This window comes from Hymenobacter sp. IS2118 (assembly GCF_000715495.1).
Classification (GTDB): domain Bacteria; phylum Bacteroidota; class Bacteroidia; order Cytophagales; family Hymenobacteraceae; genus Hymenobacter.
This window is the reverse complement of the sequence record NZ_JNLX01000130.1, coordinates 25,624-52,263: the sequence shown is the minus strand read 5'-3', so window position 1 is coordinate 52,263 and position 26,640 is coordinate 25,624. Positions and strand designations below refer to the sequence as shown.

At 60.2% G+C, this 26,640-nt stretch carries 28 protein-coding genes and 1 pseudogene; 9 read left to right on the top strand and 20 right to left on the bottom strand.

Annotated features, from left to right (window positions below):
* Positions 1 to 7 precede the first annotated feature (7 nt).
* On the bottom strand, positions 8 to 1,069 hold the full coding sequence (locus tag GM79_RS11840) for a transposase (protein WP_035562095.1): 1,062 nt from the start codon (positions 1,067 to 1,069) through the stop codon (positions 8 to 10).
* Positions 1,070 to 1,902: 833 nt separating this feature from the next.
* On the opposite strand from GM79_RS11840, the gene GM79_RS11835 reads away from it, so the two are divergent.
* Positions 1,903 to 2,553 carry a zinc ribbon domain-containing protein gene (locus tag GM79_RS11835; RefSeq protein WP_051718818.1) on the top strand — a complete coding sequence of 217 codons (651 nt, stop codon included), beginning with the start codon at positions 1,903 to 1,905 and terminating at the stop codon, positions 2,551 to 2,553.
* A 71-nt stretch (positions 2,554 to 2,624) separates the two neighbouring features.
* On the opposite strand, the gene GM79_RS11830 is transcribed toward GM79_RS11835, so the two are convergent.
* The gene (locus GM79_RS11830) at positions 2,625 to 4,076 is read right to left on the bottom strand and encodes a TIGR04222 domain-containing membrane protein (RefSeq protein WP_035564093.1); all 1,452 of its coding nucleotides are present in this window, start codon (positions 4,074 to 4,076) and stop codon (positions 2,625 to 2,627) included.
* Between the two features lie 243 nt (positions 4,077 to 4,319).
* Here GM79_RS11830 and GM79_RS11825 point away from each other — a divergent pair, with 243 nt between their 5' ends.
* Positions 4,320 to 5,228, top strand: coding sequence for a mechanosensitive ion channel family protein (locus GM79_RS11825; protein WP_235184050.1), 909 nt, complete (start codon positions 4,320 to 4,322; stop codon positions 5,226 to 5,228).
* Between the two features lie 18 nt (positions 5,229 to 5,246).
* On the opposite strand, the gene GM79_RS11820 is transcribed toward GM79_RS11825, so the two are convergent.
* The 6 genes from GM79_RS11820 to GM79_RS23035 all read right to left on the bottom strand — a co-directional run bounded on the left by GM79_RS11820 (position 5,247) and on the right by GM79_RS23035 (position 9,303).
* Positions 5,247 to 5,621 (bottom strand): hypothetical protein, encoded by a 375-nt coding sequence (locus GM79_RS11820; protein ID WP_051718817.1) that lies wholly within the window; start codon positions 5,619 to 5,621, stop codon positions 5,247 to 5,249.
* 147 nt (positions 5,622 to 5,768) lie between these two features.
* On the bottom strand, positions 5,769 to 6,347 hold the full coding sequence (locus GM79_RS11815; protein WP_035564087.1) for a hypothetical protein: 579 nt from the start codon (positions 6,345 to 6,347) through the stop codon (positions 5,769 to 5,771).
* 107 nt (positions 6,348 to 6,454) lie between these two features.
* Complete coding sequence (locus GM79_RS11810) at positions 6,455 to 7,672, bottom strand: MFS transporter (protein ID WP_235184049.1); 1,218 nt, start codon at positions 7,670 to 7,672, stop codon at positions 6,455 to 6,457.
* Positions 7,673 to 7,767: 95 nt separating this feature from the next.
* Entirely contained in the window at positions 7,768 to 8,157 is a 390-nt protein-coding gene (locus tag GM79_RS11805) for a hypothetical protein (RefSeq protein WP_035564084.1), read from the bottom strand.
* A gap of 1 nt (position 8,158) precedes the next feature.
* Positions 8,159 to 8,464 (bottom strand): hypothetical protein, encoded by a 306-nt coding sequence (locus GM79_RS11800; RefSeq protein ID WP_035564081.1) that lies wholly within the window; start codon positions 8,462 to 8,464, stop codon positions 8,159 to 8,161.
* 140 nt (positions 8,465 to 8,604) lie between these two features.
* A complete protein-coding gene (locus GM79_RS23035; protein ID WP_051718815.1) occupies positions 8,605 to 9,303 on the bottom strand; it encodes an OmpH family outer membrane protein in 699 nt (232 codons plus the stop codon).
* Between the two features lie 190 nt (positions 9,304 to 9,493).
* On the opposite strand from GM79_RS23035, the gene GM79_RS11790 reads away from it, so the two are divergent.
* On the top strand, positions 9,494 to 11,713 hold the full coding sequence (locus tag GM79_RS11790) for a tetratricopeptide repeat protein (RefSeq protein WP_035564078.1): 2,220 nt from the start codon (positions 9,494 to 9,496) through the stop codon (positions 11,711 to 11,713).
* A gap of 32 nt (positions 11,714 to 11,745) precedes the next feature.
* Here the strand turns inward: GM79_RS11790 and GM79_RS11785 are convergent, their stop codons facing one another.
* The 4 genes from GM79_RS11785 to GM79_RS11770 form a co-directional block, all read right to left on the bottom strand.
* Positions 11,746 to 12,705, bottom strand: a complete 960-nt coding sequence (locus GM79_RS11785; protein ID WP_035564075.1) for a succinylglutamate desuccinylase/aspartoacylase family protein — start codon at positions 12,703 to 12,705, stop codon at positions 11,746 to 11,748.
* Between the two features lie 54 nt (positions 12,706 to 12,759).
* Complete coding sequence (gene rimK, locus GM79_RS11780) at positions 12,760 to 13,710, bottom strand: 30S ribosomal protein S6--L-glutamate ligase (protein WP_035564072.1); 951 nt, start codon at positions 13,708 to 13,710, stop codon at positions 12,760 to 12,762.
* 177 nt (positions 13,711 to 13,887) lie between these two features.
* Positions 13,888 to 14,364 carry an ATP-dependent zinc protease gene (locus GM79_RS11775; RefSeq protein WP_035564069.1) on the bottom strand — a complete coding sequence of 159 codons (477 nt, stop codon included), beginning with the start codon at positions 14,362 to 14,364 and terminating at the stop codon, positions 13,888 to 13,890.
* A 76-nt stretch (positions 14,365 to 14,440) separates the two neighbouring features.
* On the bottom strand, positions 14,441 to 14,752 hold the full coding sequence (locus GM79_RS11770; RefSeq protein ID WP_051718814.1) for a 2TM domain-containing protein: 312 nt from the start codon (positions 14,750 to 14,752) through the stop codon (positions 14,441 to 14,443).
* 213 nt (positions 14,753 to 14,965) lie between these two features.
* Between GM79_RS11770 and GM79_RS11765 the strand changes: the two genes are divergently transcribed.
* Positions 14,966 to 15,556: an O-acetyl-ADP-ribose deacetylase gene (locus tag GM79_RS11765; protein ID WP_072008604.1), complete on the top strand. Its 591-nt coding sequence runs from the start codon at positions 14,966 to 14,968 to the stop codon at positions 15,554 to 15,556.
* Here GM79_RS11765 and GM79_RS11760 read toward each other — a convergent pair.
* Positions 15,507 to 16,178 (bottom strand): hypothetical protein, encoded by a 672-nt coding sequence (locus GM79_RS11760; protein ID WP_152559967.1) that lies wholly within the window; start codon positions 16,176 to 16,178, stop codon positions 15,507 to 15,509. The two genes, GM79_RS11765 and GM79_RS11760, sit on opposite strands and share 50 nt — an antisense overlap.
* 60 nt (positions 16,179 to 16,238) lie before the next feature.
* Positions 16,239 to 17,120 carry a 4-hydroxy-3-methylbut-2-enyl diphosphate reductase gene (locus GM79_RS11755; RefSeq protein WP_035564063.1) on the bottom strand — a complete coding sequence of 294 codons (882 nt, stop codon included), beginning with the start codon at positions 17,118 to 17,120 and terminating at the stop codon, positions 16,239 to 16,241.
* A gap of 165 nt (positions 17,121 to 17,285) precedes the next feature.
* Here GM79_RS11755 and GM79_RS11750 point away from each other — a divergent pair, with 165 nt between their 5' ends.
* On the top strand, positions 17,286 to 17,483 hold the full coding sequence (locus tag GM79_RS11750) for a hypothetical protein (protein ID WP_035564061.1): 198 nt from the start codon (positions 17,286 to 17,288) through the stop codon (positions 17,481 to 17,483).
* Positions 17,484 to 17,501: 18 nt separating this feature from the next.
* Here GM79_RS11750 and cmk read toward each other — a convergent pair whose 3' ends face one another.
* From cmk to GM79_RS25455, 3 genes are all read right to left on the bottom strand, one after another.
* Positions 17,502 to 18,191 (bottom strand): (d)CMP kinase, encoded by a 690-nt coding sequence (gene cmk / locus GM79_RS11745; protein ID WP_035564112.1) that lies wholly within the window; start codon positions 18,189 to 18,191, stop codon positions 17,502 to 17,504.
* A gap of 31 nt (positions 18,192 to 18,222) precedes the next feature.
* Entirely contained in the window at positions 18,223 to 18,627 is a 405-nt protein-coding gene (locus GM79_RS11740; protein WP_035564058.1) for a hypothetical protein, read from the bottom strand.
* 137 nt (positions 18,628 to 18,764) lie between these two features.
* Positions 18,765 to 18,926, bottom strand: a complete 162-nt coding sequence (locus GM79_RS25455) for a hypothetical protein (protein ID WP_161787165.1) — start codon at positions 18,924 to 18,926, stop codon at positions 18,765 to 18,767.
* 78 nt (positions 18,927 to 19,004) lie between these two features.
* Between GM79_RS25455 and ade the strand changes: the two genes are divergently transcribed.
* Both ade and GM79_RS11730 read left to right on the top strand, forming a co-directional pair.
* Complete coding sequence (ade, locus tag GM79_RS11735; RefSeq protein ID WP_035564056.1) at positions 19,005 to 20,666, top strand: adenine deaminase; 1,662 nt, start codon at positions 19,005 to 19,007, stop codon at positions 20,664 to 20,666.
* Between the two features lie 118 nt (positions 20,667 to 20,784).
* On the top strand, positions 20,785 to 21,351 hold the full coding sequence (locus GM79_RS11730; protein WP_051718819.1) for a hypothetical protein: 567 nt from the start codon (positions 20,785 to 20,787) through the stop codon (positions 21,349 to 21,351).
* 213 nt (positions 21,352 to 21,564) lie between these two features.
* Here GM79_RS11730 and GM79_RS11725 read toward each other — a convergent pair whose 3' ends face one another.
* Together GM79_RS11725 and GM79_RS11720 are read right to left on the bottom strand one after the other, a co-directional pair.
* Positions 21,565 to 21,972 (bottom strand): response regulator, encoded by a 408-nt coding sequence (locus tag GM79_RS11725; protein ID WP_035564055.1) that lies wholly within the window; start codon positions 21,970 to 21,972, stop codon positions 21,565 to 21,567.
* 72 nt (positions 21,973 to 22,044) lie between these two features.
* A pseudogene (locus GM79_RS11720) lies at positions 22,045 to 23,019 on the bottom strand (PLP-dependent cysteine synthase family protein); the annotation flags it as partial.
* A 304-nt stretch (positions 23,020 to 23,323) separates the two neighbouring features.
* On the opposite strand from GM79_RS11720, the gene sucD reads away from it, so the two are divergent.
* Both sucD and GM79_RS11710 read left to right on the top strand, forming a co-directional pair.
* Positions 23,324 to 24,205, top strand: coding sequence for a succinate--CoA ligase subunit alpha (gene sucD / locus GM79_RS11715; RefSeq protein WP_035564051.1), 882 nt, complete (start codon positions 23,324 to 23,326; stop codon positions 24,203 to 24,205).
* 108 nt (positions 24,206 to 24,313) lie between these two features.
* A complete protein-coding gene (locus GM79_RS11710) occupies positions 24,314 to 25,099 on the top strand; it encodes a hypothetical protein (RefSeq protein ID WP_035564049.1) in 786 nt (261 codons plus the stop codon).
* A gap of 724 nt (positions 25,100 to 25,823) precedes the next feature.
* Here the strand turns inward: GM79_RS11710 and GM79_RS11705 are convergent.
* Positions 25,824 to 26,555, bottom strand: a complete 732-nt coding sequence (locus GM79_RS11705; protein WP_035564048.1) for a hypothetical protein — start codon at positions 26,553 to 26,555, stop codon at positions 25,824 to 25,826.
* Positions 26,556 to 26,640 lie beyond the last annotated feature (85 nt).

Here is a 26,640-nt window from a genome sequence, read left to right as displayed (position 1 = left end):
ACTGATGTTACGCAGCCATTTTGGTTAACGCGTAGTGCATGGCTTTGAGTCCGCGCAAATAAAGTTGGGCTTTGAGGCGAAAATGACCAATGCCTAATTGTCGGGTTATCTTCTCTAACTTGATGTAGGCCAGGATGGAAGAAAAGAAATGATTGGCCTGCGTATCGATGGTTTTCGTAGGCGACTTGCCCATCGACGTGTTTTGCTTGAGCGATTTGTGGTACTCCTCGATTTTCCACCTTTTCTGGTAGATTACCGTCACTTGTTCCCCGGTCAAATTCGTATCGCTGCTCACCAGATATAACACGCCCTGCGAACCGTCCTTATTTGTAAAGACTTGCCGGACCACGAGCACCGCCTCCACGACGCTCCGTAGCCAGACGCGCAAGGGCTGCCCATCCGGGAAAGCCAGCGTATCAAGGGCCTGGAATTCCCCATTGCCGCGCCCCACTTCGCTCAGGGCCACGGTGCGCGAGGTGGGCAGGGCAAAAATAAAGTCGTGGCCCAACGCGCGCACCTGGTTCATGTTCTCAGCCGAGGCATACCAGCTGTCGGCCAGCAGGTAGCCGTAGGCCACTTGCTCTTGGGCCACGCGCAACATGGCGCGGAGCATCTCGTTTTTCGTCAGCGGGCTTTTCTGACTCACTTTCTGGGTTTTAGGGTCGGTTACGGCCTGCGTTTTCTCCACCAGCTCCACGGCAATCGGCACGGCGAGCGAACCGGCCACATAGAGCAGGCTCACGAAATTGAGCCCCTTCACGTACCGCCCCAGGCTATGGTCGTAATGGGTACAGAGCAGGGCATTGGCATCGGTGTGGGCCTTCTCCAAAATAGAATCATCGACGATAAGAACAGCAAAATCGGCTGCTTCCAACGTCCGCTCGGTTTGCCGAATCAGCGGTTTGGCATGGCCCCAGACCTGGCGTGAATCCAAGTGTACGCTGCTGAGCCAGCGCGTCACCTGGTCGTGACTAAGCTGCCCATCGAACAGGCGTGAGAGGCCCGTAGCCGAAGTTTGGCCCGTCGAGCTGATGAGATAATCCGTGTACAAATCCAGGGTGCAGGCCATCGAAAACGGTAGTTAGAACGGAAAAATACTGCGTAACATCAGTTATTCTAACTCTAGAATAGACCTTATCAAGGAGGAATGGAATCAAAGAGGTAGTCTCAGAAACTATATGATAGTTACGTTTTTCTTCTTATCGCTTTTCATTTACTGCTTCAGTTTGGTGCTCTTTTAGTTCGTTGCTTTCCACCGCTTCTCAAACCCCTTTTAAATGCCCAGCGCCAAGTAGCTAGTAGCCTCTTACCGTGTGGCAGAGTTTAAGAAACTGGTTTATCAATCAAAACTTATAAAACTGCGCTAGCTGATAAGTTTCATAAACTTCCCCAACATAACGCAAACCTCGTCAGAACCTGGCGGGTTTTTCGTTGCCCCCGGGCTCTTTCAAAGTTGCCTTAACTGACGCGAGTTTAGCGCAGCGTAACTCGTAACCAGCAATGATATGGAGGCTGTGCCTGCACTACCGCAAGGCAGCAAGCCGGAGCTTGCAAATCACATCGCGCTTCGTTTCACCGCGGGAATCAGCCTCGCCCGCAGAAGCGGCACGAGTTACGCTGCGCTAAACTCGCGCCAGTTAAAGGCGAACTGCTGGGCTGGCTACTGGACTCTGAAACCGTTCGTTGGAACGACATCAAGGCCCCCCTCACCCGCCACCTGCATACCGGCATGCTCACGCAGCTGGAGCACATTGCCGGCGGGCTGGGCGGCATTAAGGCGGTGCTGGAGAAGGAGTAACCTTCGGCGCGCTTGAGCAGCAAACAGTCGACATCCAAGCGCAGCCCGGTGAGCCTTGATTAAGCGGCTACAATTACATTTGACCCATCACTTCCCTTTCAGCTATGAGCACCTTGATTCAATTTGTTGCCAACCACGACGACCTTTCCACCGACAAAGGCTTTCAGTTCAAGTTTCACTGCGACCGGTGCCGCAATGGCTACATGTCACGGTTTCAGCCCAACGCCATCGGCATTGCCGGCGGCTTGCTACAGGCGGCCAGCAGCCTGTTTGGCGGGGCCTTTAGTGGGGCCGGCAACGCGGCCTACCACATTCAGCGGGCGGTAGGTGGCAAGGCGCACGACTCGGCTATGGAAACGGCCGTAGCCGAAGGCAAGCAGCAATTCAAGCACTGCACGCGCTGCGGCCATTGGGTGTGCCCCGATGCGTGTTGGAACCACAGCGCTGGCCTATGCGAAGACTGCGCGCCCGACGAACAGGAGGAGCTGCGCGCCCAGCAGGCCCAGGCCACCAGCGAGCAAATTCGCACCAAAACCCGCGAGCAGGACTACACCAAAAACATTGATTTCATGAACCGCGACGGGCTGGTGCAGTGCCCCAGCTGCCAAACCAAGCTGGCGCCCGGCCAAAAGTTTTGCCCCAGCTGCGGCACGCCCAACGCCGCCGCCCAAACCAAAGACCGGTTCTGCACCGGCTGCGGCGGCGGCCTCAAGCCCGAGCAGAAGTTCTGCGCCGAGTGCGGCACCAAAAACTAATGTCTTGTAACTTTTGAGCGGGCTATTAATACTCGATATAGCTCGCTCAAAAGTGCTGAGCTTGCTTTTTCTCAATCGCCGCCGCAGCCGCCACAGCCACCGCACCCGCTTCCGCCATCACCACCATCGCTGCCGCCGCTGCCCGAATCGCTGCTGCTACCGCCGTCGCCGCTGCTTACCAGGGGCTTCAGGCTTATGGCCAGGTTGTTCATTCCCAAGTCACTTAGTGCACTGAGCCCGAAAAACGCCACGCACAAGGCCACGGTAGAGCGGGAGTGTTCGCCCGCTTGCTGCTGCTGTTTTAGCACGGGGGTAAACTCCTGCAACAGCCGGGCTCCCCGCCCGGTGGCCCACACGCCGTTGCCGAAGCAATAGATACTCCCCAGACCCAGGATTATCAGCGAAAGAACGAGGAACCCCACGGGCTTGTCCCGGCTTATTCCGACCGCCAACTTTGCCAGCCCAAACAAGCCCAGAGCCAAAATGGTGAATAGCACCAGCCGGTCCAATTTTTTCCGTTTCGGGGGCGGCAATAGCAGGTCTTTCGCCACCAGCGCGGCGTCCAACTCCTCCAGCGCCGGAGCATTGGGCTGGGTGGCCGCTTCCCGAAGCTGCTTGATGTCGGACGAGCCTTCCGGCGCTATCAGGTCCCACACGGCACGCTCGTAGGGCGCGGTGGGCGGGGCGGCCGTGGAGCGCCGGATGCGGCGGCCGGGCATCAGCTCGGCTTTGCCGGTGTAGACGAGAGCTGCCAATGCGCTTTCGACCACCAGGTGCCCGCGCCGGGCCAGGCGCACCAATTCATACGTGGTGGGCTCGGGCCCGGCATAAGCCGCGGCTGGCCCCCGCCCCCAGTGGCGGAGGAGCAGCGCCAGCGGCACCAGCGTGAGGCACAGCGCCCAAAATAGCTGCAAGAATTCGGTGCCGTACCAGTTCAGCGGGTTGAGCGGGGTGCGGGCGGTACAGCCCACCAGCAACAGCCCGGCCGCCACCGTGCTCCACCCGCGCCAGCCTAGCCGCACGCGCCACTGCGGGCGGGACAGCAACCATTTCCGGCGCAGGTTTACGCGTCGGAAATAAGGCGCCTCGCCAAAACGCACCGCCGCGGCCGGCCAGACATCAACCGGCGGCAGACCGAATACCGCCGCATACGACTGCAGGGTGCGGGCGTACCAGTCCTGAAATTTGTTGCCCTCGGCGGTGCCGCCTTTGGTGGGGCCGTGGTGCAGCGCGAAACCCAGCACCTGCCCGCACATGTCGTCCCAATAGGAGCGGGTGTACACCAAATGCAGGTGCCAGGCCTGGTCCACCTCGTCGGAGGGCGTGACGGGGTGCCCGCAGGTAGCCGCCAAAAACACAAACTTCTTGTATTCCAGCACCACGCGCCGGGCAAAGGCCAACGACCAGCCGTTGTCGCGCGCCAGGCGCTTCGAAAACGACAATTGCTCCCCGCCGTCCAGGTCAAGGGCGTCTAATTTGGCCCACAAATCGGGCGAAGCTGCCTGGGGTGACGCGGAAAACATGGGCCGGAAAAGCAAGGGAGAGTCAGTGCGCCAAGGTAGCAACCCAAGCCGAATATGGTACGGGTACTGGCAACGAATGCAAGGGAAACGTTGGCCTCCCGGCTGCGAAACCGGAGCCGGGCTGACTTTTGTCGCGGCCAGGCATGGTGCCCGCCCGGAAGCGGCAAATCCGACGGTGGCGGCCGTTGAGCCGTATCTTGAGTTTGGATTCGTGTTGTTTTAGGCTTTTTTATGTTTGCAGTTGTGACCGAAGTAGAACGCGCTTTTGATTTATTATCCGGCAAACTGCTGGGTTGGTTTCGGCAATTAATCGTGATGCTACCCAACCTGGTAGTGGCCGCTATCTTACTGGCCCTCACCTTTGTTGGTGCGCAGGTAGTGCGGCGGGTACTGCGGCGGGTGCTGCCCCGCGTATCCGCCAGCGACACGCTCAACAACCTGCTCATCACGGTGCTTTACGTCCTCACCCTGCTGGTGGGCACGTTTTTCGTGCTCACGGTGCTGAACCTGGACAAGACCGTGACCTCGCTGCTAGCCGGCGTCGGCATCATCGGCCTGGCGCTGGGCTTTGCGTTTCAGGACATTGCGGCCAACTTTATTAGCGGCATCATCATCGCCGTGCAGCGTCCCTTCAACGTGGGCGACGTCATCGAAACCGACAAGTTTTTCGGTACGATTGAACGCATCAGCCTGCGCACCCTCAACATCCGCCAAACCACGGGGGAGCTGGTGATTATGCCCAACCGCAAGGTGTTCGAAAACCCGCTCATCAACTTCACCCAGCAAACCATGCGCCGCGTGGACCTGGAGTGCGGTGTGGCCTACGAATCGGACCTGGAGCTGGTGCAGCGAGTGGTGCAGCAGGCCGTGGCCACCGTTCCCGAGTTGATACCCGAACGGCCGCTGGAAGTCATGTTCACCGCCTTTGCCGACAGCGCCATCACGTTTCAGGTGCGTTTTTGGGTGCCCTACCGCCGGCAGGTCGACTACGTGAGTGCCCGTAGCGAGGCCATTATCCGCATCAAGCGCGCTTTCGACGACCACGGCATTTCTATTCCGTTCCCCATCCGCACCCTGCACCTGCACCCCGAAACGAATACCACGCTTGCTCCGGTGCTCAAGCGCGACAGCCCCAAAAACGAGAACCAGTAGCGGCGGCGCCGCAGTCGCTCACTCGCGCGTCAGGCCCAGGCGCTCTACGGTTTCGCCCTCAAAGTCAAACTCAATGAGAATGGCTGGCTCGGTGCCCACCACCCAGCCGTCGTGGCCGGGCGCAATGGCCACGGCCTGGGGCGCCACAAAGTGCTCCACGGTACCATCGGCGTACTGAATATCGAATTCGCCGCTAGCCAGGAAGCCCACGTGGGCGTGCATGCACAGCTCGGTACCGACAATGTCCTTGAGACTTTTCGACCAGCGGAAGCCCAGCGGGTACACAATGCGCTTGACTCGGGCATTGCCGGTCTGCACCACGTCAACAATTACGCCGCCTATTTCGCGGCGCGTGGCGCCCTTCATCGGGCTCAGGAGCGGGTTCGTATTCATGCCCCAACTTACAAATTAAAAACCAGGCATCTGATTTATATTATTTATCCAGGGCCGCACTTCGGGGCGAATTACTGAACCAAAAACGCCCCGGCTATCGTGGCAGCCGAGGCGTTTTAAGGTTTTTTCGGCTGGCTTCCCGGCTTTTTATTGCAGGGCGGCGGCTACTACGGTGGTGTTGGCCGGCAGCGGAACCTCGCGGGAGGTTTCGAAGGTGCCGGGCTCGGCGGCGGTTTCTTCCACGCGGCGCTGCACGATGCGCAGGCGGCCCTCCACGCTCAGCACGGCCAGGTCGGAGCTGGTGCCGGAGGCGGCGTGGTAGCTGCGAAAACCCATGAGCATCCCGTTGGGAAACCCGGCTAGCTTAGCTTTTTCGGCATCCACTACATCGGGCTTGCCGGCAAAATTACCAAGGTCGATGTCCAACGGCTTGGTGCCCTGGAGCAGGAGACGGGCGTTGATTTTGGGGCGGCTGGGGTCCTCAGGATTCGGCGCCGGCTTGAAGCGAAAAGTTGCTTTCAGCGTTTCGGCCCGAACCAATGCGGGCGCGTCGGGCGCGGGCGCCGTAGCCACGTTGTCGATGGGGGCAACCGTCGAATCCGGGCGCACGGATGGCGCGGGTGCGTCGGTAGCAGTGGCAGCGGGCTGCTCCGTAACGGGGGCGGTTTGGTTGCAGGCGGCCAGCAACAGCGCGGCCCCGCTCAGAATGAAGTACAAAGGTTTCATGCAGGAGAGTTTGAAGATTGCAGGCGGCAAGGTACACGGTGCGGCGGTGTCGGTTCCCGGGGCGATGTCGAATACCGTTCTCACCCGGCCAATAATGACGGTAGCACCTATTCCGCGACTGGTTTTTTGGCGGACCCACGGGTTGCCAGCAGGCCCAGCACCGGCCCCGGCACCAGCAGCAGAAACAGGTAGCGCGCCTCCAATACCGACTGCAAAGCCGCAAAAAGCTGGAGGCTGACAATGGTGAGCGCAAAGCCGAGGCAGGTTACAAGCGTGAGGGCCGTGCCCGTGGCGAACTTGGGCGCCCGCTGCGCTACCACCGCCGAAAACTGCGGCGAATCGGCCACCACGGCCATTCCCCAAACCAATACGCCCGCGCCAAACGCCGGGCGCGGCAGCGCCAGCAGCAGCGGGCTAAGCAGGCAGCAAACGCCCGATACCGCCAGCGCCACCCGTGCCGTGCCCAGGCTGCCCCAGCGCCGGGCCAGGTAGCCGCCCGCCACGCAGGCCGGCGCCCCGGCCGCAATCAGCCCGAAGGCCCAGGCGGGACTTACCGGCCCGGCCTCGGGGTGCAGCTGGGCGTGCGTGGCCAGCAGCAGCGGCACAAACGCCCAGAACGTGTACAGCTCCCACATGTGGCCGAAGTAGCCCAGCACCGCCTGCCGAAACGCCCGCTCCCGAAACACGTTCCACGCGGCCGATAGCCGCACCCGGACGCCCGGCCGGCGAAAAGGCCCGCTGGGCACCAGCCCCCACAGTAGCCCGCCGCCCAGCAGCGCCAGGCCCGACGTGGCCAACACCACGGCCTGCCAGGCAAAGCCGGCGGCCAGCCACCGCAGCAGGTGCGGCAGGGCCGTGCCCAGCACCAGCGCGCCCACCAGGTAGCCCAAGGCCCGGCCCAGGCCGTTTTCGTAGTAATCGGCCGCGATTTTCATTCCTACCGGATAAATACCCGCCAGGCACAGCCCCGTGGCAAAGCGCAGCCCCAGCACCGTGGCGGCGGTGGTTCCCGGCAGCAGCAGCGCCGCATTGGTGAGGCTGCCCAGCACGGCGCACCCCATAAACAGCCGCGCCGGCGGCACCCGGTCGGCCAGCCGCAGCAGCCCGAACGCCAGCGTACCCACGATGAAGCCCAGCTGCACTGCCGAGACCACTGCGCCCAGCGAAGTACCGGTTAAGCCGGATTCGCGCAGCAAATCGGGCAGCACCGCGTTGCCGGCAAACCACAGCGAGGTGCACGCAAACTGCGCAAACACAATGATTGGCAGCACCCACCGAGGCCGCTGGTAGGTGGAAGCGAGCGAAAAAGCCGAGGGAATAGCCAATGCAGAAATGTCAGGAAAACGTGCATCAAAACTACACGCAAACGCCCGCCGCCGCGCCATCGTAGCCCATCGGCGCCAGTTGCATTGCCCGACAGCTAGCTGCCCGGCCGGCCCTGGCCCGGGGCCTGATTGAGCCAATAACGAAACGCCAACGTGCCCACGGCGTACGCCACCGCATCGAATGGGTCGCCCACGGCGGTAGCCGAAAAATACGGCAAAACGACTTCAAAAAACACCGAAACGTAGGCCCAGGCCGATAGCAGCCACGCATCGGGCAGCACAAAGGTGCGCGACCGGGCTACGACGCGGCGGTGCGCCGCCAGTGCCAGGCTCAACATGATGGGCATGGCCAACGCATCGGCCAGGTAACTGGTGAGCACGGCCGGCAGCGGCCAGCGCAGCACCTGCCGGTTGAGTTGGAAAACGAGGTACAGGAGCCCGGCTCCTACAAACAAGGGGTGCCGGAATTCAGGCCAGCGCTTCATCTTAGCCCGCCACTGCGGCTACTACCCACATAATGAAGCTCAGAATGGCCGCGAAAGCCAGCTGCCCGCCCCGCACGATGGTCTTGAAAAAGCGTTTCACGGGCCCGTCATCGGGGCTGATTTCCATCAGAATGACCGAAGGCATCTTTTGATTCGCGAGCTCTTCCCGCGCAATCGCGCTTTTTTCGGCCTGGGGGTCCAGCAGGTTACCGCAGTGCTCACACCGGTCATCGGGCTGTTGCTGCCAGGTGGACCATTGCAAGCAGACCGGGCATTTTTTAGACGCAAACAAAGGAGAATCAGCCATGCTATAAGGTACGTGCTATAGGTAATAGAGGTACCGTTGTATGGACAAAAATACCGCAGCCTGGGGCCCAACCCGACACAAAAAAGAGCATTCCGCCGTGCGAAACGCTCTTTTTCAGATACATCAAGCGGTAGTGCTGACTACTTGCGGTACTCCGAGTTCAGGTACGCCAGCACGGGCGTGGTGATGTCGAGGTCCTTCTGGCCATAGGCGATGGTACCGCTGGGGGCGGCAATCAGAATGAGCTTGTAGCCGTTGGCTTTGCCGTAGGCTTCCACTTTCTTATTCACGCTTTCCAGTACTTTTTGGGTCAGTTTAGCCTCCTCTTCCTGGGCCTGCGCCTGGAGCTGCTGCTGCTGCTGGCCCACTTGCTGCTGCTGCTGCTGCAGTTTCTGCTCGGTGGCGGCGCGCTGCTCGTCTGTGAGGCTGGCGGCCTGCTTCTGGTAAGATTCCACCGCCGTTTTGAAGGTCGTCAGCATGGCTTGGTTCTGGCGCTCCCAGCCGCGGGCTTTGCTTTCGAAAGCTTTGCGGGCGTCTTTCATGCCCTGGTAGCCGTCCAGCATCTTGGTCGATTCCACGTAAGCAATTTTGCCGTCGGTGCTGGCATTGGCAGTCATCGCGACGGGCGCGGGGGCGGCCGGAGAACTGATTTCGGGAGTGGCAGCGGTTGCGGCAACGGTAGTGTCGGCCGTGTTCAGGTCGGGCGAAGCCATTACGGCTACCGATTTATCAGTAGCGATAGCCGGCGCCACCGGGCGGCCGCTGAAATGCAGGAAAAACAAAACGGCCACCGCCAGCAGCAGCGCAATGTTAATGGTTAATTGAATCGGGTTTTTCATTGACAAGTGAAGATGAGGAAAGGACAAAAGTAAGTAATGCTTCACCGAATGAAGAATCAGCAAATCCGGTCAAAGGTCAATTTTCTTCCATCCTACTTCCGCAAAGCAGTTTTTTGCCCCGGCACGGGTTTTCGGCTCAGCGCCCCATCTTTGGGTGGGTTCGCCTGGCGAACACCCATCTGACTCGCGAATGACACGATACGAAAAGTACCTCCTCTACCTGCTTCTCTCCCTCCTGGTGCTGCAAGCCACGGGAATAAGTACAAGTAACACTTACCTGTGGCTGTGCATCTGGCTTTTGGCGCTTTCCTACATCGTGGGCGGGCGCTGGCTTTTCAAAGACCAACAAGCTTTTTCTACTTCGTTTTATGTGGTAGCGGGCATTTGCCTGGGCACTTCGCTGGTTTCCCTGTCCTTTACCCTTCGGGTGCGGCACGAACCCCTGGAAGTGTTGCTGCCGGTGCTCAACGGTATTTTCTGCGTGGGGCTTGGCATCTACTTTTACCGGCACAGAGCGCACCAGCCGGAGCAAAATTCTTTGCGTGGGCTATGGCTGCGCTCTGCGGTGCTATTGGTTTTCGCAGGCTTTTTCGCCTCCACTCCCATCTCTTTCACGCCCTACCGCCTGGCCTTGCTGGCCTTCAATCGGGGAGACGTCCGCATGACCAGCAACCTGCTCATGCACCACCACCGAATAGCAGCACAGGAGGCGATGCGAAAAAAAGATTACGCCGCCGCCATCAGCAACGCCCGGAAATCTTACTTTTTTGGCAACCGCTGGCTGGGCTCCGACTCAATTAGCAGGAAAAACGAAATCAGTGGTGCCTATAAGCTGGCTTACGAGGCGTACGAAGGCCGCGGCGACGCGGCCTTCGCAAAGAAAGAGTTTGCGGAGGCGTTGCAAGCTTACCAACAAGGGCACTCGTTTTTGATTCGCTCAGACAACCGCGCAGAAGGTGCAACCGCGCCAAGCCCCTATTGGGAAGAGGAAAAAGCGTGGTCCCTGCGCAACATGGCGGATTGCCACCTGGGACTAGGAGCATTTGCCGCCTGCGACTCGCTTTTTATCGCCGCCCTAAACGCCTACAAACTGGTAAACCCCAGGCCGGACCTGCCTTATGCCCGCATTGCCAGTGGCCTGGCCCGGTCCTACACCGCGCAGAATGAGCCCGGATTATCCACAACAATCTACCGGAGGATTAACCGCTACCTGGCCACGGACAGCGCCCGCGAAGCGGCGGAGGAGCTGCTGACAAACCGCATTCGCATCGTTGGAAACAGCATTCAACAAGACAGTCTGGCTGGGGCTTTGCGCGAACTAAGCACCCTATCCTTCGCGCCGGGTGATACCTCAAACCGCCGCTTCGACGCGGATATCTACAACGGCATCTGCCTGTATAAACTCGGGCAATATGCCGCGGCCGAACGCGCCCTGCGCGCGCCCTGGCGTTTTTATCGGGAGCGGGCCGAACGCAACTGGGAGGCCCTGGCAGTTGCCGAGATGCTGCTGGCAAACAACAGTCTTGCACAAGGCCGCTATGCTGAAACGCAGACCCTGGCAACCGCGGCGCTGGGCCGCATCGAGCAAAAGCGAGGCTCGGCCAGTTCTGCCTATGCCACTTGCTTGCGCGTCGTAGCCGCCCTCAACAAAGCGCTGGGCCAATATTCCCGGGCCGACCAACAGCTGCGACAGGTGCTGAGCTTGGTGCGAAAAGACCCGAACGCCTCAGGAACCGAACCCGAAGTATTGGCCCAGCTTGCCGAGCTGGACTTGATTTTTGGCCGTGACGCGGCAGCGCAGGCCACCATTGGCAAGGCTGTTTCGCTCCTGACGGCCGGCAAGCCCATTGCCCTACCCCGCCAAACCGGCATTCTGGCAACGGCCGCTTACGTGGATTATGCCACGGGCAACTACCCGGCCGCACAAGCAAAATACCGGCAGGTGCTGGCCATCAACGCCAAATTCGAGCAGGCCCAAACGGCGGCGTCCGCCGCCGCCTGGAATGGGCTGGGTTTGCTGGCCACATCTCAGCACCAGCTTACCCGCGCCGATTCGCTCCTGACGGAGGCCGTTCGTCTGCACGAAAGGCTTTTCACGAAACGCAATCCACTCACGGGCACCGTTTACCTGAACTTCGGCCAATTGCGCCGGCAACAGGGACGCCTCGCCGAGGCCGAACAATTGCTTCAGCAGGCCCTCGGCATTGCCCAAGCTTTTCTGCCCAAACAGCACGACCAATTTGGAGATTTGGCCCTGGCCTTTGGCGACCTGGCCCAGCGGCAGCAACGCCCAACGGCGGCGCAGACGCACTACCAGCAGGCACTGGACATCTACAGCCGCAAGTTTGGCGAGGCGCACTGGAAAACCCGTCTGGCACGCCAGAAAGCGTCCGCGTCGGTCAGCAACTAGCGGAACCCGGAAGCTCCTTATTCTGCCCCACCCTATTCCGGCACCGCAATGTGCAGCAGGGCATCGCCCTGGTTCACCACGGGCATGTGGTTCAGCCCGATAACGTAGCCACTCAGCGGCGACTCCAGCCGCACCGATTGCTGCCCGTAGGGGTCGGCCACGGAACCGTAGACGTCCCCTTTTTTCAGGAACTGCCCGTTTTCGACCAAGGCCCGAAAAATGCCCGCAAAGCGCGCCCGCAGCCACGTATGGCGGCGGCACACAATGCCGGGCCGCGACGGCACCGGGGCGGCCACACCCATGCCCAAGTGGTGCAGCACCCGTAGCGTGCCGGCCAATGCTCCTTCAATGCCCGGCTCGTCGAGGCGCATGCTTTCGCCGGTTTCGTACACGATGATGCGCTTGCCCAGGCGCTGCGCGGCCTCGCGCAAGGAGCCCGGCCGTAGCGCCGCGTGCAGTGTGAACGGCGCCGCGAAGGCCGCGGCCATGGCATCCACCTCGGGGTCGATGCCCAGCAGGCAGCGCACCTGCGGGAAGTTGGCCCGCGTGGCGCCGCCGGTATGGAAATCAATGCCGTAATCAATCAGGGGCATGATTTCGCGCATGAAGCGGTGGGCCACGCGCCCGGCCAGCGACCCGCGCGGAAACCCCGGAAATGAGCGGTTCACGTCCTTGCCATCGGGCACATCGCGGCTGAAATTCAGAAAGCCGTAGATGTTGAGGATGGGAATGGCAATGATGCTGCCCCGCAGCGGTTGCAGCAGGTTGCGCCGCACCAGCCGCCGGATGGTTTCGATGCCGTTCACCTCGTCGCCGTGCATGCCGCCCATCAGCAGCAGCGTGGGGCCGGGCTCGGTGGAGCGCAGCACGTGCACCGGCACGTCAATCACCGTGCCCGAGGGCAGTCGCGAAATTACCAGCCGCGTGAGCACCTGCTCGCCGGGCTGAATGGTGAGGCCGTTGAGGTGAAAAGGAGGAATAACCTGGGACATTGATTGTTGAGCTGCAAGCCTCAAGCTGCATGTTACGGGCTTGAAGCTTACAGCTTACTTGTCAGCGGGAATGTCTGACTGCGCATCGACTTGCTCAGTCGCTTTTATGGCCTTGGGCTTGTTGCGGCGCTTGGCGGCCAATTGGGTAGTGTATTCGATAATGCGTCCCGCGATGTCCTGTTGGGTGGCTTTTTCGATGCCTTCCAGGCCGGGCGAGGAATTTACTTCCAGCACCAGCGGGCCGCGCGCACTTTGCAGCATGTCGACGCCGGCAATGCCCAGGCCCAGGGCCTTGGTGGCCAGCAGGGCCGCCGCTTTTTCGGCGCGCGAGAGTTTCACCAGGGTGCCGCTGCCGCCGCGGTGCAGGTTCGAGCGAAACTCTCCTTCCTTGCCTTGGCGCTTCATCGCGCCCACTACTTCGCCATCCACCACGAAGGCGCGCAGGTCGGCGCCCTTGCTTTCGGCAATAAACTCCTGCACAATAATGCGGGCCTTGAGGTTGTGAAACGCCTCAATAACCGACTGGGCGGCCTTTTCCGACTCGGCCAGTACCACGCCCAGGCCCTGCGTGCCCTCCAACAGCTTGATGATGACCGGCGCGCCACCCACCTGCTTTATCATGGCGGGCACATCGGCCGAGTAGTTGGTGAGGGCCGTTTTGGGCATGCCCACGCCGGCGCGGCTCAGAATCTGCATCGAGCGCAACTTGTCGCGCGAGCGCACGATGGCCTGGCTGTCGATGGCGGTGCGCACTTTCATCATCTCAAACTGCCGCACCACGGCCGTGCCGTAGAACGTGACCGAGGCCCCGATGCGGGGGATGATGGCGTCGAAACCCTCCAGCCGCTTGCCCTGGTAAATAATACCGGGGTGGCCTTGTTCCAGCACGAGGTTGCACTGCAGGTGGTCGACAACCACGGCTTCGTGGCCGTGGGCGATGGCAGCTTCCACCAGCCGCTGGGTGGAATACGATTTCGGCTCACGGGAGAGGATGGCCAGTTTCATCGGAAAGGATAATGAGATATGCGGGTGCCAAATGGCCGGGGGCGGGTGTACGGGGACGGGCGGCGAAAAGCCAAAGCAACGGGTAATTAAGCAAAACCAAGGACAGTGCACCAACCAAAAGCGGCCCGGCCCGGCGCTGCCCGCGCCGGGCCGGCCCTTTTCCGGCCTCGAAATTACTCACCGCGGCGCGCGGCGGGCGGCGGCACGGGCCAAATACTTAGCAGAAACATTACGCCGAGCCACATCAACCACGAAGCGGCCCTGACGCAACAGGCTGCGGCCCAGCAACACCGGGTACTTCATATCGGACCGGTCGGAGAGGGAAAATTCAGCTTCAAAATCCTGCCCGTACAGCTGTACTATTGCCCGGATGACGTAGCGTTCCTGCACTTCGCCGTTCGAAGAGCGGATATCGCGCAGGGCAAACTCGGAAAATGCCAGCAGCCGGCCGTCGGTGCCCGCGTGGCCGGGGTCGAGCAGGTGCACCACCAGCCGGGGCTGCTGCCCGGCATCGGTTTCGATGCGGATATCGGAGCAGTGCAGGGCGCTGGTGTAGGCGCCGGTATCGACTTTGGCCTCGATGCCACCCAGCTCAAAAGCTGGAAAATCCACAAGCTCGCGGCGGCCCAGCAGGCGTTTCAGGGGGCGGTTCATGGCGGTGAAGATAGGAAAGTCCGCGGCGTTCCCGGCCGGCCCTTGCGAGGCAAGCGGTCCGGGAGGCCGACTACGATTAGGCCATTCGGGGGGTATTATCCTGCTGTTTCTGCTGCTGCTGCCGCAACTGCAGCCGCTCGTACTCCCGCTGGGTGCGCTGCTCCTGGCTGAAACCGCCGTAGGCCGCTACTCCCCGCAGCACCAGCCCAATGCCCCAGAAAGCCGCCACCCAAACCGGCCAGGGCAGCGTTTCCGACTGTTTAGGGCTGAACGCCCAGATAGCCCACAGGCCGGCGTTCACCACCACGTACACCACCAGGTGCGATTGAAATTTGGCGCGGGCTTTGGCTTTCTGCCACAGGTAGGGGTCGCGGTTCAGGGGTTCCATGGGGCTGGGGTTTTAAATGATTGAAGTTGATGCTCAAAGCTAACTGCTGGTTTCGGGTGGCTGCTATTTTTATTTCTGAAGCGTTATCTGATGCCTCCCAGGCATCTAATTCCGGAGGCGAAGCGTAAACCCGCGCCAGCTGGTTTCGCTCAAAATTCATTTCCCAAGCCGGCGCGATGCCGCCCTGCGGCTTGCCCCGGTCATTTTCCTGCCATGGATTCCAGCCTTGCCAACCGTATTGAAATCACTCAGGGCGACATCACCAAGCAAAAGGTCGATGCCATCGTCAACGCCGCCAATTCCAGCCTGCTCGGCGGCGGCGGGGTCGACGGGGCCATTCACCGCGCCGGCGGCTCCGCTATTCTGGACGAGTGCCGCGCCATCCGGGCCCGCCAGGGCGGCTGCAAAACCGGCGAGGCCGTCATCACCACCGGCGGGCGCCTGCCGGCGACGCACGTCATTCACACCGTAGGCCCTGTATGGAACGGCGGCCAAAAGGGCGAGTCCGCGCTTTTGGCCGCCTGCTACCGCAACAGCCTGCGCCTGGCCACCGGGCACCAGCTCGCCAGCGTAGCCTTTCCCGGCATCAGCACCGGCATCTATGGGTATCCTAAGCAGGAAGCGGCCGCCATTGCCGTGCGCGAGGTGCGGCAATGGCTGGCCGCGCACGACTTTCCACGCACGGTCGTCTTCGTGGCGTTTGATGAGGAGAACCGACGGCTTTACGAGCAGGCGCTAACGCTTCCGGCCCTATTTATTTGGCCTCGGGTTGGGCTGGCACGGCCTGCGCCTTGTGTTGGTTGAAGAGCCGCCCTATCGTGAGCACATCCCGGTAGTGCAGTTTCCCTGCGCTTATCAATGCCACTAGCTCGGCATCGTCCTGAAAATAAGCTGTCATCTGCGGAATGAAGTTCTTGCGCGAAACTTCCACCAGTTCTCCGTGCCGGCGCAAGTACCAGGAGCGGTTCGGGTAGGCCACCATTAGGCCCGTATACACAATCTCTGTATAGTTGAAAACCTCAACGGTACCGTTGGACAGGCGGGCCGCTAAAATATGCTTGCGCTTCCCTCCCACCAGCATGTGTTCCAGGTACAGGGCACTCATCCGAATGGATTGCACCTTGTCCACACTGATGTTGAGCGGCTGATTACCAAACCGGCGCAGGTCTTCTTCGCGCTGGTAGTAAGGCAGAACGCGGGCAAACCCATTCAACGTGATGGGAATATAGACGTGGTGGGTTTTGCCGTCCGGCCCCAGAATTTCGGCTTTTCCAAAGCCTTTAATGTTGTTATCCAGGTACGAGGTGCCTATTTCCAGCGTCAGCGAATCGGTTGCGGCCGAAGCGACCGGGGCCGGCTGTTGAGCACGGGCTTGGCCCGCGCTGAGCAAGCCCAGTAGTCCAACCAAAGGGAGTCGAATGTTCATCAAGTAGAATAAAGACCGTTGTGAGCAGCGTAAATCACCCAAAACTAACCGTCTGGCTGCTTACGCCAACTCCCCCACGCCCTCAATGCGGGCGGCCACCTGCTGCATCAGCCACAGCGGCGTGCTCGTAGCCCCGCAAATACCCACTGTTTGCGCCCCAACCAGCCATTCCGGCTCAATCTCCGATTCGTTTTCGATGAAATAGCTGCGGGGATTTCTGGCGTGTACCACCGAAAACAGCGCCTTGCCATTGGAGCTTTTGCGGCCGCTCACGAACAGCACCACGTCGTATTCCACGGCAAACTTGGCCAGTGCGGGTTCGCGGTTGCTCACCTGCCGGCAGATGCTGTCGTTGGCATCGAAGCTTTCCAGCGCGCCGCCGGCAGCCGTGATTCGGGCCTCCATCAGGGCTTTCATCTTGTAGAAGCCGGCCGTGCTTTTGGTGGTTTGGCTGAACAGGGTCACGGGCCGGGCAAAGTCAATCTGGTCGAGGTCGGCTTCGTTCATCACGATGATGGCGCGGTTGCCGGTCTGGCCCGTGAGGCCGGCAACTTCGGCGTGGCCGGGCTGGCCGTAAATCACAATCTGGCCGCTCTGACGCTGGCTCAGGTCGAAGGCGTGCTTCACGCGGTTTTGCAGCTTGAGCACTACCGGGCAGCTGGCGTCAATCAGCTCCAGGTTGTTTTGCAGGGCCAGCTGGTAGGTTTCGGGCGGTTCGCCGTGGGCCCGAATGAGTACTTTGGTGTCGTGCAATTCGGCCAGCTGCACGCGGTCGATGATGCGCAGGCCCCGCTGGTGCAGGCGCTCCACCTCCATGCGGTTGTGCACGATGTCGCCCAGACAGTAAAGCTGCTGGCCCTGCGCCAGCTCGTCTTCGGCCATCTGAATGGCGAATTCTACGCCGAAGCAGTAGCCGGAATTTTTATCTATCGTGACGTTCATGCTAGTAGTTTAACACCGCGCGGGCCCGTGGGGTTTGCCGGGGCAAAGGTACGGCCCATGCCGGCGCGCCCTCAGCAAAATTCTGCCCAATTTCCCCGACTTTCACATTGCTCCCGCGCGAACCTCATCCGTCATCAACAACGGATTTGGCCCATATTTGCCGCTATGAAAGCCGAACACGCGCTTATTCTGTACGCCCTCGGGCTGAGTGCCGACGCCATCGGAGCCCTGTTTAAAATTTCGCACTGGGCCGGCGCCGATGACATTCTACTGGCGGCCACCGCTCTGAAAGTGAGCGGTATTTTGTTGCTCACAATCAAGCTGCTGGCTTATCCGCGCATCAAAGAGTTTCTGAATTCCTAGCTTTTCTACGCTTCCGGTCTACGCTTCCGGCGCAAACAGTGCGGCCGAAACCCGCTCCAGCACAAAATCTACCTGCTCGTCAATCACCAGGTGCGTGGTGTCGAGCAGCACGGCGTCGGGGGCGCGGCGCAGGGGACTTTCGGTGCGGGTCGAATCGAGGTGGTCGCGCTTGCGCAGGTTTTCGATGATGTCGTCTAGTGCTACTTGTTCGCCGTTGTTGGCCAGCTCTTCCTGCCGGCGCTCGGCCCGCACCACCACGTCAGCGGTCATGAAAACCTTCACTTCAGCGTCGGGGAAAACGGTGGTGCCGATGTCGCGGCCGTCCATCACCACGCCGCGCTTGCGGCCCATGCGCTGCTGCTGGGCCACCATGGCGTGCCGCACCATCGGAATGACCGAAACCTCGCTCACGGAGTTGGAAATCACCATTTGGCGAATGTCGTCCTCGCGGTTCGCGCCATCCAGAAACACCTCGTTGCGGCCCGTGCGGCGGTTGCGACGGAAGCTGACCTGCAGCGCCTGGAGCGCCTGCTCCACCTGGCCCAAATCATCGAACGGAATGTGGTGCTCCAGCAGGTACAGCGTCACGGCGCGGTACATGGCGCCGGTGTCCACGTAAGCGTAGTGCAGGGCGGCGGCTACGGCCTTCGCAGTCGTGCTTTTTCCGCACGAGGAGTAACCATCAATGGCGATAACGAGTTGTTTCATAACGACGCGGGCGGCCATTGGCCCCGCAAGATTACGAAATCCAAGCCTTACGAGCGGCGGGCGGTGCCTTCAAGCGGCCGGGCACCGAGGCAAAAAAGGCCGCTACCGATGCGCTTTCTCCCTCATTCAGTTGCGCATCGACCAAATAAAAGGGATTAAAAAAAAACTTCCCGGCCAGTCCGACGCCCGTCGTACCGTCGCGGCCGGTGCCCCATTCGGCCCGGTACACCTGCACCAGGCACTGCCCCAGAAAACACCCCAGCGCCATCACCACGCCTTCGCGCTCGGCGGCGGGCAGCTTGCCGCGTTGCGCCTCAATAAAGTTAGCCAGGTGTGCGACGCCCTCCGCATCGAATGCTTTTAACTTTAGCTGCGTGCGTACCTGCTCGGCGGCAGTCTGGATGGAATCGAGAGGCGTGGGCGTGGGGTCGGCCATACAGGTCAGGGTGTTTTTTGGTGGCAGGGGTTGCTGAAGCGGTTTGGAAATTATAAACAGCTTCGCCGTAGGTTTTACAACTTTCCCCCGCCTCCTGTTTTTCTTCGGACCGCAACACGGCGGGGACATTACTGGCGCTACCGGTCGCAGGGGCAGGGCTCGGCTTTGCCGCGGCCGTGCTTTTTGTACCAGCTGGTTTTCTTCTGCTGGGCGGTGCGGCGGGCGCAGCTGCTCAGGGTGCTGGCGCCAAAGCTCAGCAGCAACACAAGTACGAGCAGCAGCAACGGAGATTTCCTCATGACAGGTATTTTACTCAAAGTTAAGGTTCTTTGCCGGCTGGGCCGCTCGTACTGGCCCCATGAATTTTCGCTTTCCGCATGACTTCTTCTGACTTCTCCCTCCGCGCCAACGTCGTCAACGTCCTGGCCCGCACCATTCAGCCCGCCACCATCGCGGTAGCGGGCGGACGTATTGCCAGCATCACGCCCACCGGCGCCACCGCGCCCGATGCCACCCTGCCCTACGCCCTGCCGGGCTTTGTGGACGCCCACGTGCACGTGGAAAGTTCCCTGCTGGTGCCCACCGAATTTGCCCGCATGGCCGTGGCCCACGGCACCGTGGCCACCGTGTCGGACCCCCACGAAATCGGCAACGTGCTGGGCGTGGCCGGCGTCGAGTTCATGCTGGAAAACGCCCGCCACTCGCCGTTTAAGTTCTGCTTTGGAGCGCCCAGCTGCGTGCCTGCCACGCCGTTTGAAACCGCTGGGGCCGAAATTACGGCCGCTGACATCGCCAAGCTGTTCGAAAACCCCAAAATCGGCTACCTGGCCGAAATGATGAACTGGCCCGGCGTGCTGCACCGCGACGCCGACGTGATGGCCAAAATTGCCATTGCCCAGGCCGCCGGCCGCCCCGTCGACGGCCACGCGCCTGGCCTGCGCGCCGATGACGCGGCCCACTACGCCAGCGCCGGCATCAGCACCGACCACGAGTGCTTCACGGCGGCCGAAGCCCGCGATAAGCTGGCCGTGGGCATGAAAATCCTCATCCGCGAAGGCTCGGCGGCCCGCAACTTCGACGCCCTCATCGAGCTGCTGCCCGAGCATTACGCTAACCTGATGTTCTGCTCCGACGACAAGCACCCCGATACGCTGGTGCTCGGCCACATCAACCAGCTTGTGCAGCGCGCCATGGCCCTGGACAACGATGTGTTTCAGGTGCTGCAAGTGGCCTGCATCAACCCGGTGCAGCACTACAACCTGCCCGTGGGCCTGCTGGCAGCGGGCGACCCGGCCGACTTTATCACCGTCAAAGATTTGCAGGATTTCACCGTACTCCAAACCTACCTGAATGGCGCACTTGTGGCCGAAAACGGCCAGTCGCTGCTGCCGGCCGCGCCCATCGCGGTGGTCAACAATTTCCACGCCTTGCCGGTAGCGTCCGAGGATTTCCAACTCCCCGCTCCCGGCACCGAAAACCCCACTCTGCGCGTCATCGAGTGCTTCGACGGGCAGCTCATTACGGCTCGGGTGGACTTGCCCGCGACCGTCGAAAACGGCCTCGTGGTACCCGACCTGGCAGGCGACGTGCTCAAGCTGGCCGTTATCAACCGGTACCAGCCGCAGGTGGCGCCCGCCCTGGCTTTCATCCGGGGGTTTGGGCTGAAGCACGGGGCGCTGGCCAGCAGCGTGGGCCACGATTCGCACAACATCACCGCCGTGGGCTGCGACGATGCCAGCCTGGCGCGGGCCGTCAACCTCGTTATTGCGGCCAAGGGCGGCCTAGCCGCCGTGGGCGCCGATGGCCGGGAAATACTCGTGCCGCTGCCCGTGGCCGGCCTCATGTCGGACCAGGAAGGGCCTGCCGTGGCCAGCGCCTACGCGGCCGTCGACGCCCTGGCTAAAGACCTTGGCTCGCCGCTGGGCGCCCCGTTTATGACGCTCTCCTTCATGGCCCTGCTCGTAATTCCCAGCCTGAAGCTGAGCGATAAAGGCTTGTTTGATGGGCAGCAGTTCGCTTTCGTGGATGCCGTGGAATAGGCTGATTTCGCTTATTTATGCCTTTTCAGGCAATTTTACCGGAGGTAATGACGTAGTAGCCATCCGCGCCGCCGTGGGCAGCACTGCTCACGCCCCGCCTTCGCCCCGACCCAATATTATGTTTTTCTTATTTCCTTCTCAGTTGCTGCGTTTCGCTTCCTTTCAACCAAAACCGTGGGCGGTGTTGCTGGCGGCAGGGCTGGCGGCAGGCTTCGCGCCGCCGGCTCTGGCGCAGAAATACCGCACGACGGCGGGCATTCGCGCGGGCGGCAGCGCTTACGGCCTCACCGTGCAGCAGTTGGTGCTGCCCAGCACCACGCTGGAGGGCCTGGCGCTGTTTTCGACCCGCGAGCGCAGCGCTACCGTGCTGGCCGAGCGCCACTTCGGCATTCTCGGGCCCAGCCTCAACTATTACCTTGGGGCCGGCGCCCACGTCGGCAGTCACAAAGACCACGGTACTTTCTGGGGCTTCGACGGCATTGTAGGAGCCGAGTATAAAATCCCCTTTGCCCGCGTCGTGCTTTCCGTCGATTTCAAGCCCACGGTCGAGTTCAACTCCGCCGACTGGACCCGGTTTCCAACGGCCTTTTCGGTGCGCTACATCCTGGTGAAGCAGAAAAAGGAAAGCGTCAAGGGGTTCTTTGAGCGGATGAAAAACAAAATAAAAGGCTCCGACTCGGAATGAGCGGGAGCCTTTTGTTTTGTCAATACCTTCAATTCAGTACTTTGACCAACAGAATTTTAAGTAGTAGAGCGCAAATAACCCTACTGTATTTAAGCTGTCATGCTGAGCTTGTCGAAGCATCTCTACCGCACCGTTGAAACCGCCCAACGAAGCGGTAGAGATGCTTCGACAAGCTCAGCATGACAACTTTTTGTTACGCTTACTTGTGAACCCTCAAAAACGTTTTTGGAGCAGCTTGCGCATCTTTTCTTCGGTGAGCGGCTTGGTGAGGTATTCCACGTTGGGGTATTGGGCTACGCGGGCCGTGTCGGCGCTGTGCATGGAGGTGGTGAGCACGGCCATCACTGTTTTGTCCTGCACGGGCTGGGGCAGGGCGTTGTACAGCTCCAGGAACTCGAAGCCGGACACGCCTGGCATTTTCAGGTCCACGAACACCAGGTCGGGCGCGGACGCCTGGCCGTCTGTAATAGCGTCGCCCCAAAGCGTTTCGAACGCCTCGTCGGCGCGCGAAAACGTGCTGACCTGCTCCGCTACAGCCAACCGACCCAGGAGGCGGTTGTTGAGAAAACTGGTGGTTTCGTTGTCATCAACCAGTACAATGTGATTCAAATTCGCCGACATAGATAAGGTTTGATTTATAACTTTTACGAAGATACCAACCCCGGCGCGTTCCCACAATAGGCTGGCCTCTTACAGCCAACCCTGGGCGCGCATCCACTCGTCGTTGTAGATTTTTCCAAGGTAGCGGGTGCCGTGGTCGGGCAGCACAATCACCATGGTATCGTCCTCTTTTAAATGCTCACGCGCATATTCCAGCGCGCCAAAAACCGCCGAGCCGCACGACCAGCCCACAAACAGGCCTTCCTCCTTGGCCAAACGACGGGTCATCACGGCCGCATTCTCGTCGGTCACTTTAATAAACAGGTCAATTACCTCAAAATCAACATTCTTAGGCAGAATATCTTCGCCAATGCCCTCTGTTTTGTACGGGTAAATCTCATTCTCGTCGAACACGCCCGTCTCCTTGTATTTTTTAAATACGGACCCGTAGGTGTCCAGACCAATGGTGACGATGGCTGGGTTCTGCTCTTTCAGATACTTGCTGACGCCCGAAATGGTACCGCCCGTGCCCACACCGGCCGCCCAGTGCGTGATTTTGCCCTCGGTCTGGGTCCAGATTTCGGGGCCGGTGGTGTCGTAGTGCGCGGCGGCGTTCGAGAGGTTGTCGTACTGATTGGGGTAGTAGGAGTTGGGGGTTTCCTGGCTCAGGCGGCGGGCTACGGAGTAGTAGCTACGCGGGTCTTCGGGGGCCACATCCACGGGGCAAACCACGACCTGGGCGCCCACGGCGCGCAGCACGTCCTGCTTTTCCTTGCTCTGCTTGTCACTCATCACAAAGATGGTTTTGTAGCCCTTGGCAATGGCGGCCAGCGCCAGGCCCATGCCAGTATTGCCGCTGGTGCCCTCGATGATGGTGCCGCCGGGCTGGAGCAGGCCGGCCTTTTCGGCGTCCTCAATCATGCGAATGGCCATCCGGTCTTTCACCGAGTTACCGGGATTGAAGTACTCTACCTTGGCCAGAATGGTGCCTTTGATGCCGTCGGTTACTTTATTGAGCTTGACGAGGGGCGTATGGCCAACGGCCTCGATAACGTGGTTGAAATACATGGAAACCTATTGGAAGTTGCTTGGGAATTAGAGTACAAAGGTAATGATTGCGGCGCCGGGGAGGGATTGAGCGACGTTGGGCGGTGCATAAGGAAGGCCAGGCCGCGCGCAGCCGAAGCACTGCTACCGCAGCAGGCACCTGTTTGCGACTGCAGTAGCGATGCGTCGGCAAGCTCCGCATGACGTTCAGTGGATTGCACAGCTTCCGCCTTGCCCTTGCCCTAAAAAGCCCTACTTTTGCACCACCGTTGCCCAGCCGGGCCACCCTTTCCCACTCCATCAATATTCCCAAAAACACCTCCGAATGAGCGTTCTGGTTAATAAAAACTCCAAGGTTATCGTGCAGGGCTTCACGGGCTCCGAAGGTTCGTTCCATGCCCAGCAGATGATGGACTACGGCACCAACGTGGTGGGCGGCGTGACGCCCGGCAAGGGCGGCTCCGAGCACCTCGGCCGTCCCGTATTCAACACCGTGGCCGAAGCCGTGGAGAAAGCCGGCGCCGACACCAGCATCATTTTCGTGCCGCCGGCCTTCGCCGCCGACGCCATTATGGAAGCCGCCGATGCGGGCATCAAGGTGATTATTACCATCACCGAAGGCATTCCGACCAAGGACATGATTGCCGTGAAGCACTACCTCAAGGACCGCAAAGGCGTGACCATGATTGGGCCGAACTGCCCCGGCGTGATGACCGCCGGCGAGTGCAAAGTGGGCATCATGCCCGGCTTCATCTTCACCAAAGGCAAAATCGGCATCGTTTCCAAGTCGGGCACCCTGACTTACGAAGCGGTTGACCAGCTCACCAAAGCCGGCCTGGGCCAGACCACGGCCATCGGCATCGGCGGCGACCCCATCATCGGTACCACCACTAAGGAAGCGGTGGAATTGCTCATGAACGACCCCGAAACCGAAGGCATCGTGATGATAGGCGAAATTGGTGGCGGCATGGAAGCCGAAGCCGCCCGTTGGATTAAGGAAACCGGCAACAAAAAGCCCGTCGTGGGCTTCATCGCCGGCCAGACGGCTCCTCCCGGCCGCCGCATGGGCCACGCCGGTGCCATCGTCGGCGGCGCCGACGACACGGCCGCCGCTAAAATGGCCATCATGCGCGAGTGCGGCATCCACGTCGTGGATTCGCCCGCCGAGATTGGCGACACCATGCTGCGCGTGCTGGGCGGCAAGTAATTGTTGCTTTCGCCCTCAATACAAAAAGGAGCCCTGGCCGATGCCAAGGCTCCTTTTTTGTGGCCCTGCCGGCTAGCGTTGCCCGCGGTTTCCTATCCTTTGTTCTGCATGAAATTTTACCGACAACGTCTGGCCACGGTTCTGCTGGCCGGCGCTACCGTAACCGCTCACGCCCAAAATACCCCGTCGCTGCCGCCGCTCCGCGCCACGCTCGACACGGTGACCGTGACGGGCACCACTCGCGTGCTCACGCTGAGCGCTGCGCCAGGGCCCGATATTTCGGTGCGCTCGCTCACGCCGGGCACTAAAATGGCAGTGCTGCACACACCGCCCGATGGGGCGCACGAGTACGACCTTGTCGGCATCCGCTTGTTAGTATCGAAGCAGTATAACAGGAGCAGCACTGGCCTGGTGCTGGTGAACCTGTTGTTGCCCGACAGCAGCACCCAGGCCCCCTCCGACCGGGCACTACTCCCCGCTCCCATCGCCGTAACCGACCGCGAAATACGCCGCGCCAAAAACGGCGTGCTGACGCTGGACGTGCGGGCCTACCACCTCACGCTGCCAGCTTCGGGGGCTTTTGTAGTGGCCGAGGGTGCGCCCGAGCCGCCCTACCGCTACCTGGGCGACACCGTTTTTGCCGACCGGGGCCTGGGCCGGGCGATGCCCTCGCAGCACGTGCGGCTGGGCAATCCGGCTACTCCGGGCCAGCAGCGCATTGTGAACGCGACTGACTTTATCTGCGTGCGCGACGTGCGCACCACTGTGCAGCCCCAAACCTGGGACTATTCACCGAAAAAAGGGCTTTGGACGCGGCGGCAAGCTTCTTATCCCAAGTGCCCACGGTGCGTCATCAGCAACGCGGGGCTGGAGCTGGTGGTGCGGGAGCTGTAGCGCGGTACATAGGCGTCGAAAGTACAACGCCCTTTAAGGCACCATCGTAGGCGGCAGCGACGGAATGGCGGCCGCCCTCTTAATTTGCCCGCCGAAACTGGCGATACCATGCTGCATATGCCGAGTATCAAGTAGCTGTTGCTGAACCTTAGAAATGAAAGGTATCTGCCAAACCAGAGGGTTTTTGTGTCAGGGCTTTTCCAACTTCAATATGTCAGCCAACTGGGAAAAAGAGGTTTTTCTTAGTGAATCGCGAAGAGAATACAATCGCAACGTATCGTTTTTCAATCGGAAAATGTCGTCTGCAAAAATTCCGCGATTTTGGGCCCTTCGAGAATCTTTTGGCTTTTGGTCGTCACCAAAACTTTTTGACCTCAATACCAGCCGTTCAGGTGACTTTTTCCAATATCCATAATTGATAACTGGATGCCTACTATTATGGCTGTGAATGTAGTAACGGTAAGTGGAATCGGTGTAGAGGGTTAATGACTGATGTTACGCACTGATTGCGCCTACGCTTCACAAAGAGACTTTAGGTGCATCAGCAAAGGCCGTTTCCAGGCAGTCCGCTAGGATGGTGCGTAACATCAGTTAATGAGACCCAAAGGTGGTACCTATCACCACCGATGTATTTCTCTTGCAGCACCCGCGTGGTTGAACACGACATGAGCATTAAGCCAAATCCAAAAATTAGTGGTCTCATTTTTCTATAGAAAAGTCAGGGCTAAAACTTGACTTGACCTTCGCCAATGTTGACCACAATGCCGACCTGGAACACCGAGTTGGCGGCTTTCAGAAATTTATTGTTGCGGAAGCCGAAAATCTGGCCGCTCATTAGCTGCAGCTGCACGGGGCCGGCTATTTGGGTGCGGGTGAAGGTGATGGGCTCAAAAAAAACGTTGTTTTCGCCGGGCGCCACCTGGCCATCAATGCGGAAGTTGTTAAGCTGCATGTAGCTCATGCGCAGGGCCGCGCCGTAGGTGAGCGGGAAATCGCGCTTGAAAAGATGAATGTTCTTTGTCTTTTTGCGGGCGTAGTTCACTTGGGCAAAAACCTTGGACAGGCTGCCGTCGAGAGTTTGGGTGGTTACTTTTTCGGCGTTGCGCTCGATGCGCTCGGTGGCCCCGCCCCCGGCGCCCACGTACACTTCCAGCACGCGCTTATCAGACAGACGAGTGAAATAGCCGACGCTCAACTCCGCGAAATCCAGGTTTTCGGTTTTGCGCGACTTGCTGCGGTGCAGCGAGGAAAACGTGCCCGCCACGCCCAAGTGGTTGGTGACGGCGTAGGCGCCCTGCAAGGCAAAATTATTCTGCAGATTGGTACTCACCGACCCGTATGCCTCGCCCTTGTGCGTGAGCAGTGGCGCATGAGGCGGCGGCGGGAAATACAGCGAGGCGCAGCTGGAAAGACCGGCGAAAACGGGGACATAGGCAAGGCGCAGCAGGTGCTTCATAAGGACGGGCAAAGCGGGAGGAAGGCAAAACAACGCCTGATACGGCAATTTCGTCTTTCTGCCTGACTTTGCAGTTTATTCCCGC

What these genes read in the sequence shown, in the direction of transcription:
- GM79_RS11840 (WP_035562095.1), bottom strand. Translation starts at nt 1,069, where the DNA reads ATGGCCTGCACCCTGGATTTGTACACGGATTATCTCATCAGCTCGACG.
- GM79_RS11835 (WP_051718818.1), top strand. Translation starts at nt 1,903, where the DNA reads ATGAGCACCTTGATTCAATTTGTTGCCAACCACGACGACCTTTCCACC.
- GM79_RS11830 (WP_035564093.1), bottom strand. Translation starts at nt 4,076, where the DNA reads ATGTTTTCCGCGTCACCCCAGGCAGCTTCGCCCGATTTGTGGGCCAAA.
- GM79_RS11820 (WP_051718817.1), bottom strand. Translation starts at nt 5,621, where the DNA reads ATGAATACGAACCCGCTCCTGAGCCCGATGAAGGGCGCCACGCGCCGC.
- GM79_RS11815 (WP_035564087.1), bottom strand. Translation starts at nt 6,347, where the DNA reads ATGAAACCTTTGTACTTCATTCTGAGCGGGGCCGCGCTGTTGCTGGCC.
- GM79_RS11805 (WP_035564084.1), bottom strand. Translation starts at nt 8,157, where the DNA reads ATGAAGCGCTGGCCTGAATTCCGGCACCCCTTGTTTGTAGGAGCCGGG.
- GM79_RS11800 (WP_035564081.1), bottom strand. Translation starts at nt 8,464, where the DNA reads ATGGCTGATTCTCCTTTGTTTGCGTCTAAAAAATGCCCGGTCTGCTTG.
- GM79_RS23035 (WP_051718815.1), bottom strand. Translation starts at nt 9,303, where the DNA reads ATGAAAAACCCGATTCAATTAACCATTAACATTGCGCTGCTGCTGGCG.
- GM79_RS11790 (WP_035564078.1), top strand. Translation starts at nt 9,494, where the DNA reads ATGACACGATACGAAAAGTACCTCCTCTACCTGCTTCTCTCCCTCCTG.
- GM79_RS11785 (WP_035564075.1), bottom strand. Translation starts at nt 12,705, where the DNA reads ATGTCCCAGGTTATTCCTCCTTTTCACCTCAACGGCCTCACCATTCAG.
- rimK (WP_035564072.1), bottom strand. Translation starts at nt 13,710, where the DNA reads ATGAAACTGGCCATCCTCTCCCGTGAGCCGAAATCGTATTCCACCCAG.
- GM79_RS11775 (WP_035564069.1), bottom strand. Translation starts at nt 14,364, where the DNA reads ATGAACCGCCCCCTGAAACGCCTGCTGGGCCGCCGCGAGCTTGTGGAT.
- GM79_RS11770 (WP_051718814.1), bottom strand. Translation starts at nt 14,752, where the DNA reads ATGGAACCCCTGAACCGCGACCCCTACCTGTGGCAGAAAGCCAAAGCC.
- GM79_RS11765 (WP_072008604.1), top strand. Translation starts at nt 14,966, where the DNA reads ATGGATTCCAGCCTTGCCAACCGTATTGAAATCACTCAGGGCGACATC.
- GM79_RS11760 (WP_152559967.1), bottom strand. Translation starts at nt 16,178, where the DNA reads ATGAACATTCGACTCCCTTTGGTTGGACTACTGGGCTTGCTCAGCGCG.
- GM79_RS11755 (WP_035564063.1), bottom strand. Translation starts at nt 17,120, where the DNA reads ATGAACGTCACGATAGATAAAAATTCCGGCTACTGCTTCGGCGTAGAA.
- GM79_RS11750 (WP_035564061.1), top strand. Translation starts at nt 17,286, where the DNA reads ATGAAAGCCGAACACGCGCTTATTCTGTACGCCCTCGGGCTGAGTGCC.
- cmk (WP_035564112.1), bottom strand. Translation starts at nt 18,191, where the DNA reads ATGAAACAACTCGTTATCGCCATTGATGGTTACTCCTCGTGCGGAAAA.
- GM79_RS11740 (WP_035564058.1), bottom strand. Translation starts at nt 18,627, where the DNA reads ATGGCCGACCCCACGCCCACGCCTCTCGATTCCATCCAGACTGCCGCC.
- GM79_RS25455 (WP_161787165.1), bottom strand. Translation starts at nt 18,926, where the DNA reads ATGAGGAAATCTCCGTTGCTGCTGCTCGTACTTGTGTTGCTGCTGAGC.
- ade (WP_035564056.1), top strand. Translation starts at nt 19,005, where the DNA reads ATGACTTCTTCTGACTTCTCCCTCCGCGCCAACGTCGTCAACGTCCTG.
- GM79_RS11730 (WP_051718819.1), top strand. Translation starts at nt 20,785, where the DNA reads ATGTTTTTCTTATTTCCTTCTCAGTTGCTGCGTTTCGCTTCCTTTCAA.
- GM79_RS11725 (WP_035564055.1), bottom strand. Translation starts at nt 21,972, where the DNA reads ATGTCGGCGAATTTGAATCACATTGTACTGGTTGATGACAACGAAACC.
- sucD (WP_035564051.1), top strand. Translation starts at nt 23,324, where the DNA reads ATGAGCGTTCTGGTTAATAAAAACTCCAAGGTTATCGTGCAGGGCTTC.
- GM79_RS11710 (WP_035564049.1), top strand. Translation starts at nt 24,314, where the DNA reads ATGAAATTTTACCGACAACGTCTGGCCACGGTTCTGCTGGCCGGCGCT.
- GM79_RS11705 (WP_035564048.1), bottom strand. Translation starts at nt 26,555, where the DNA reads ATGAAGCACCTGCTGCGCCTTGCCTATGTCCCCGTTTTCGCCGGTCTT.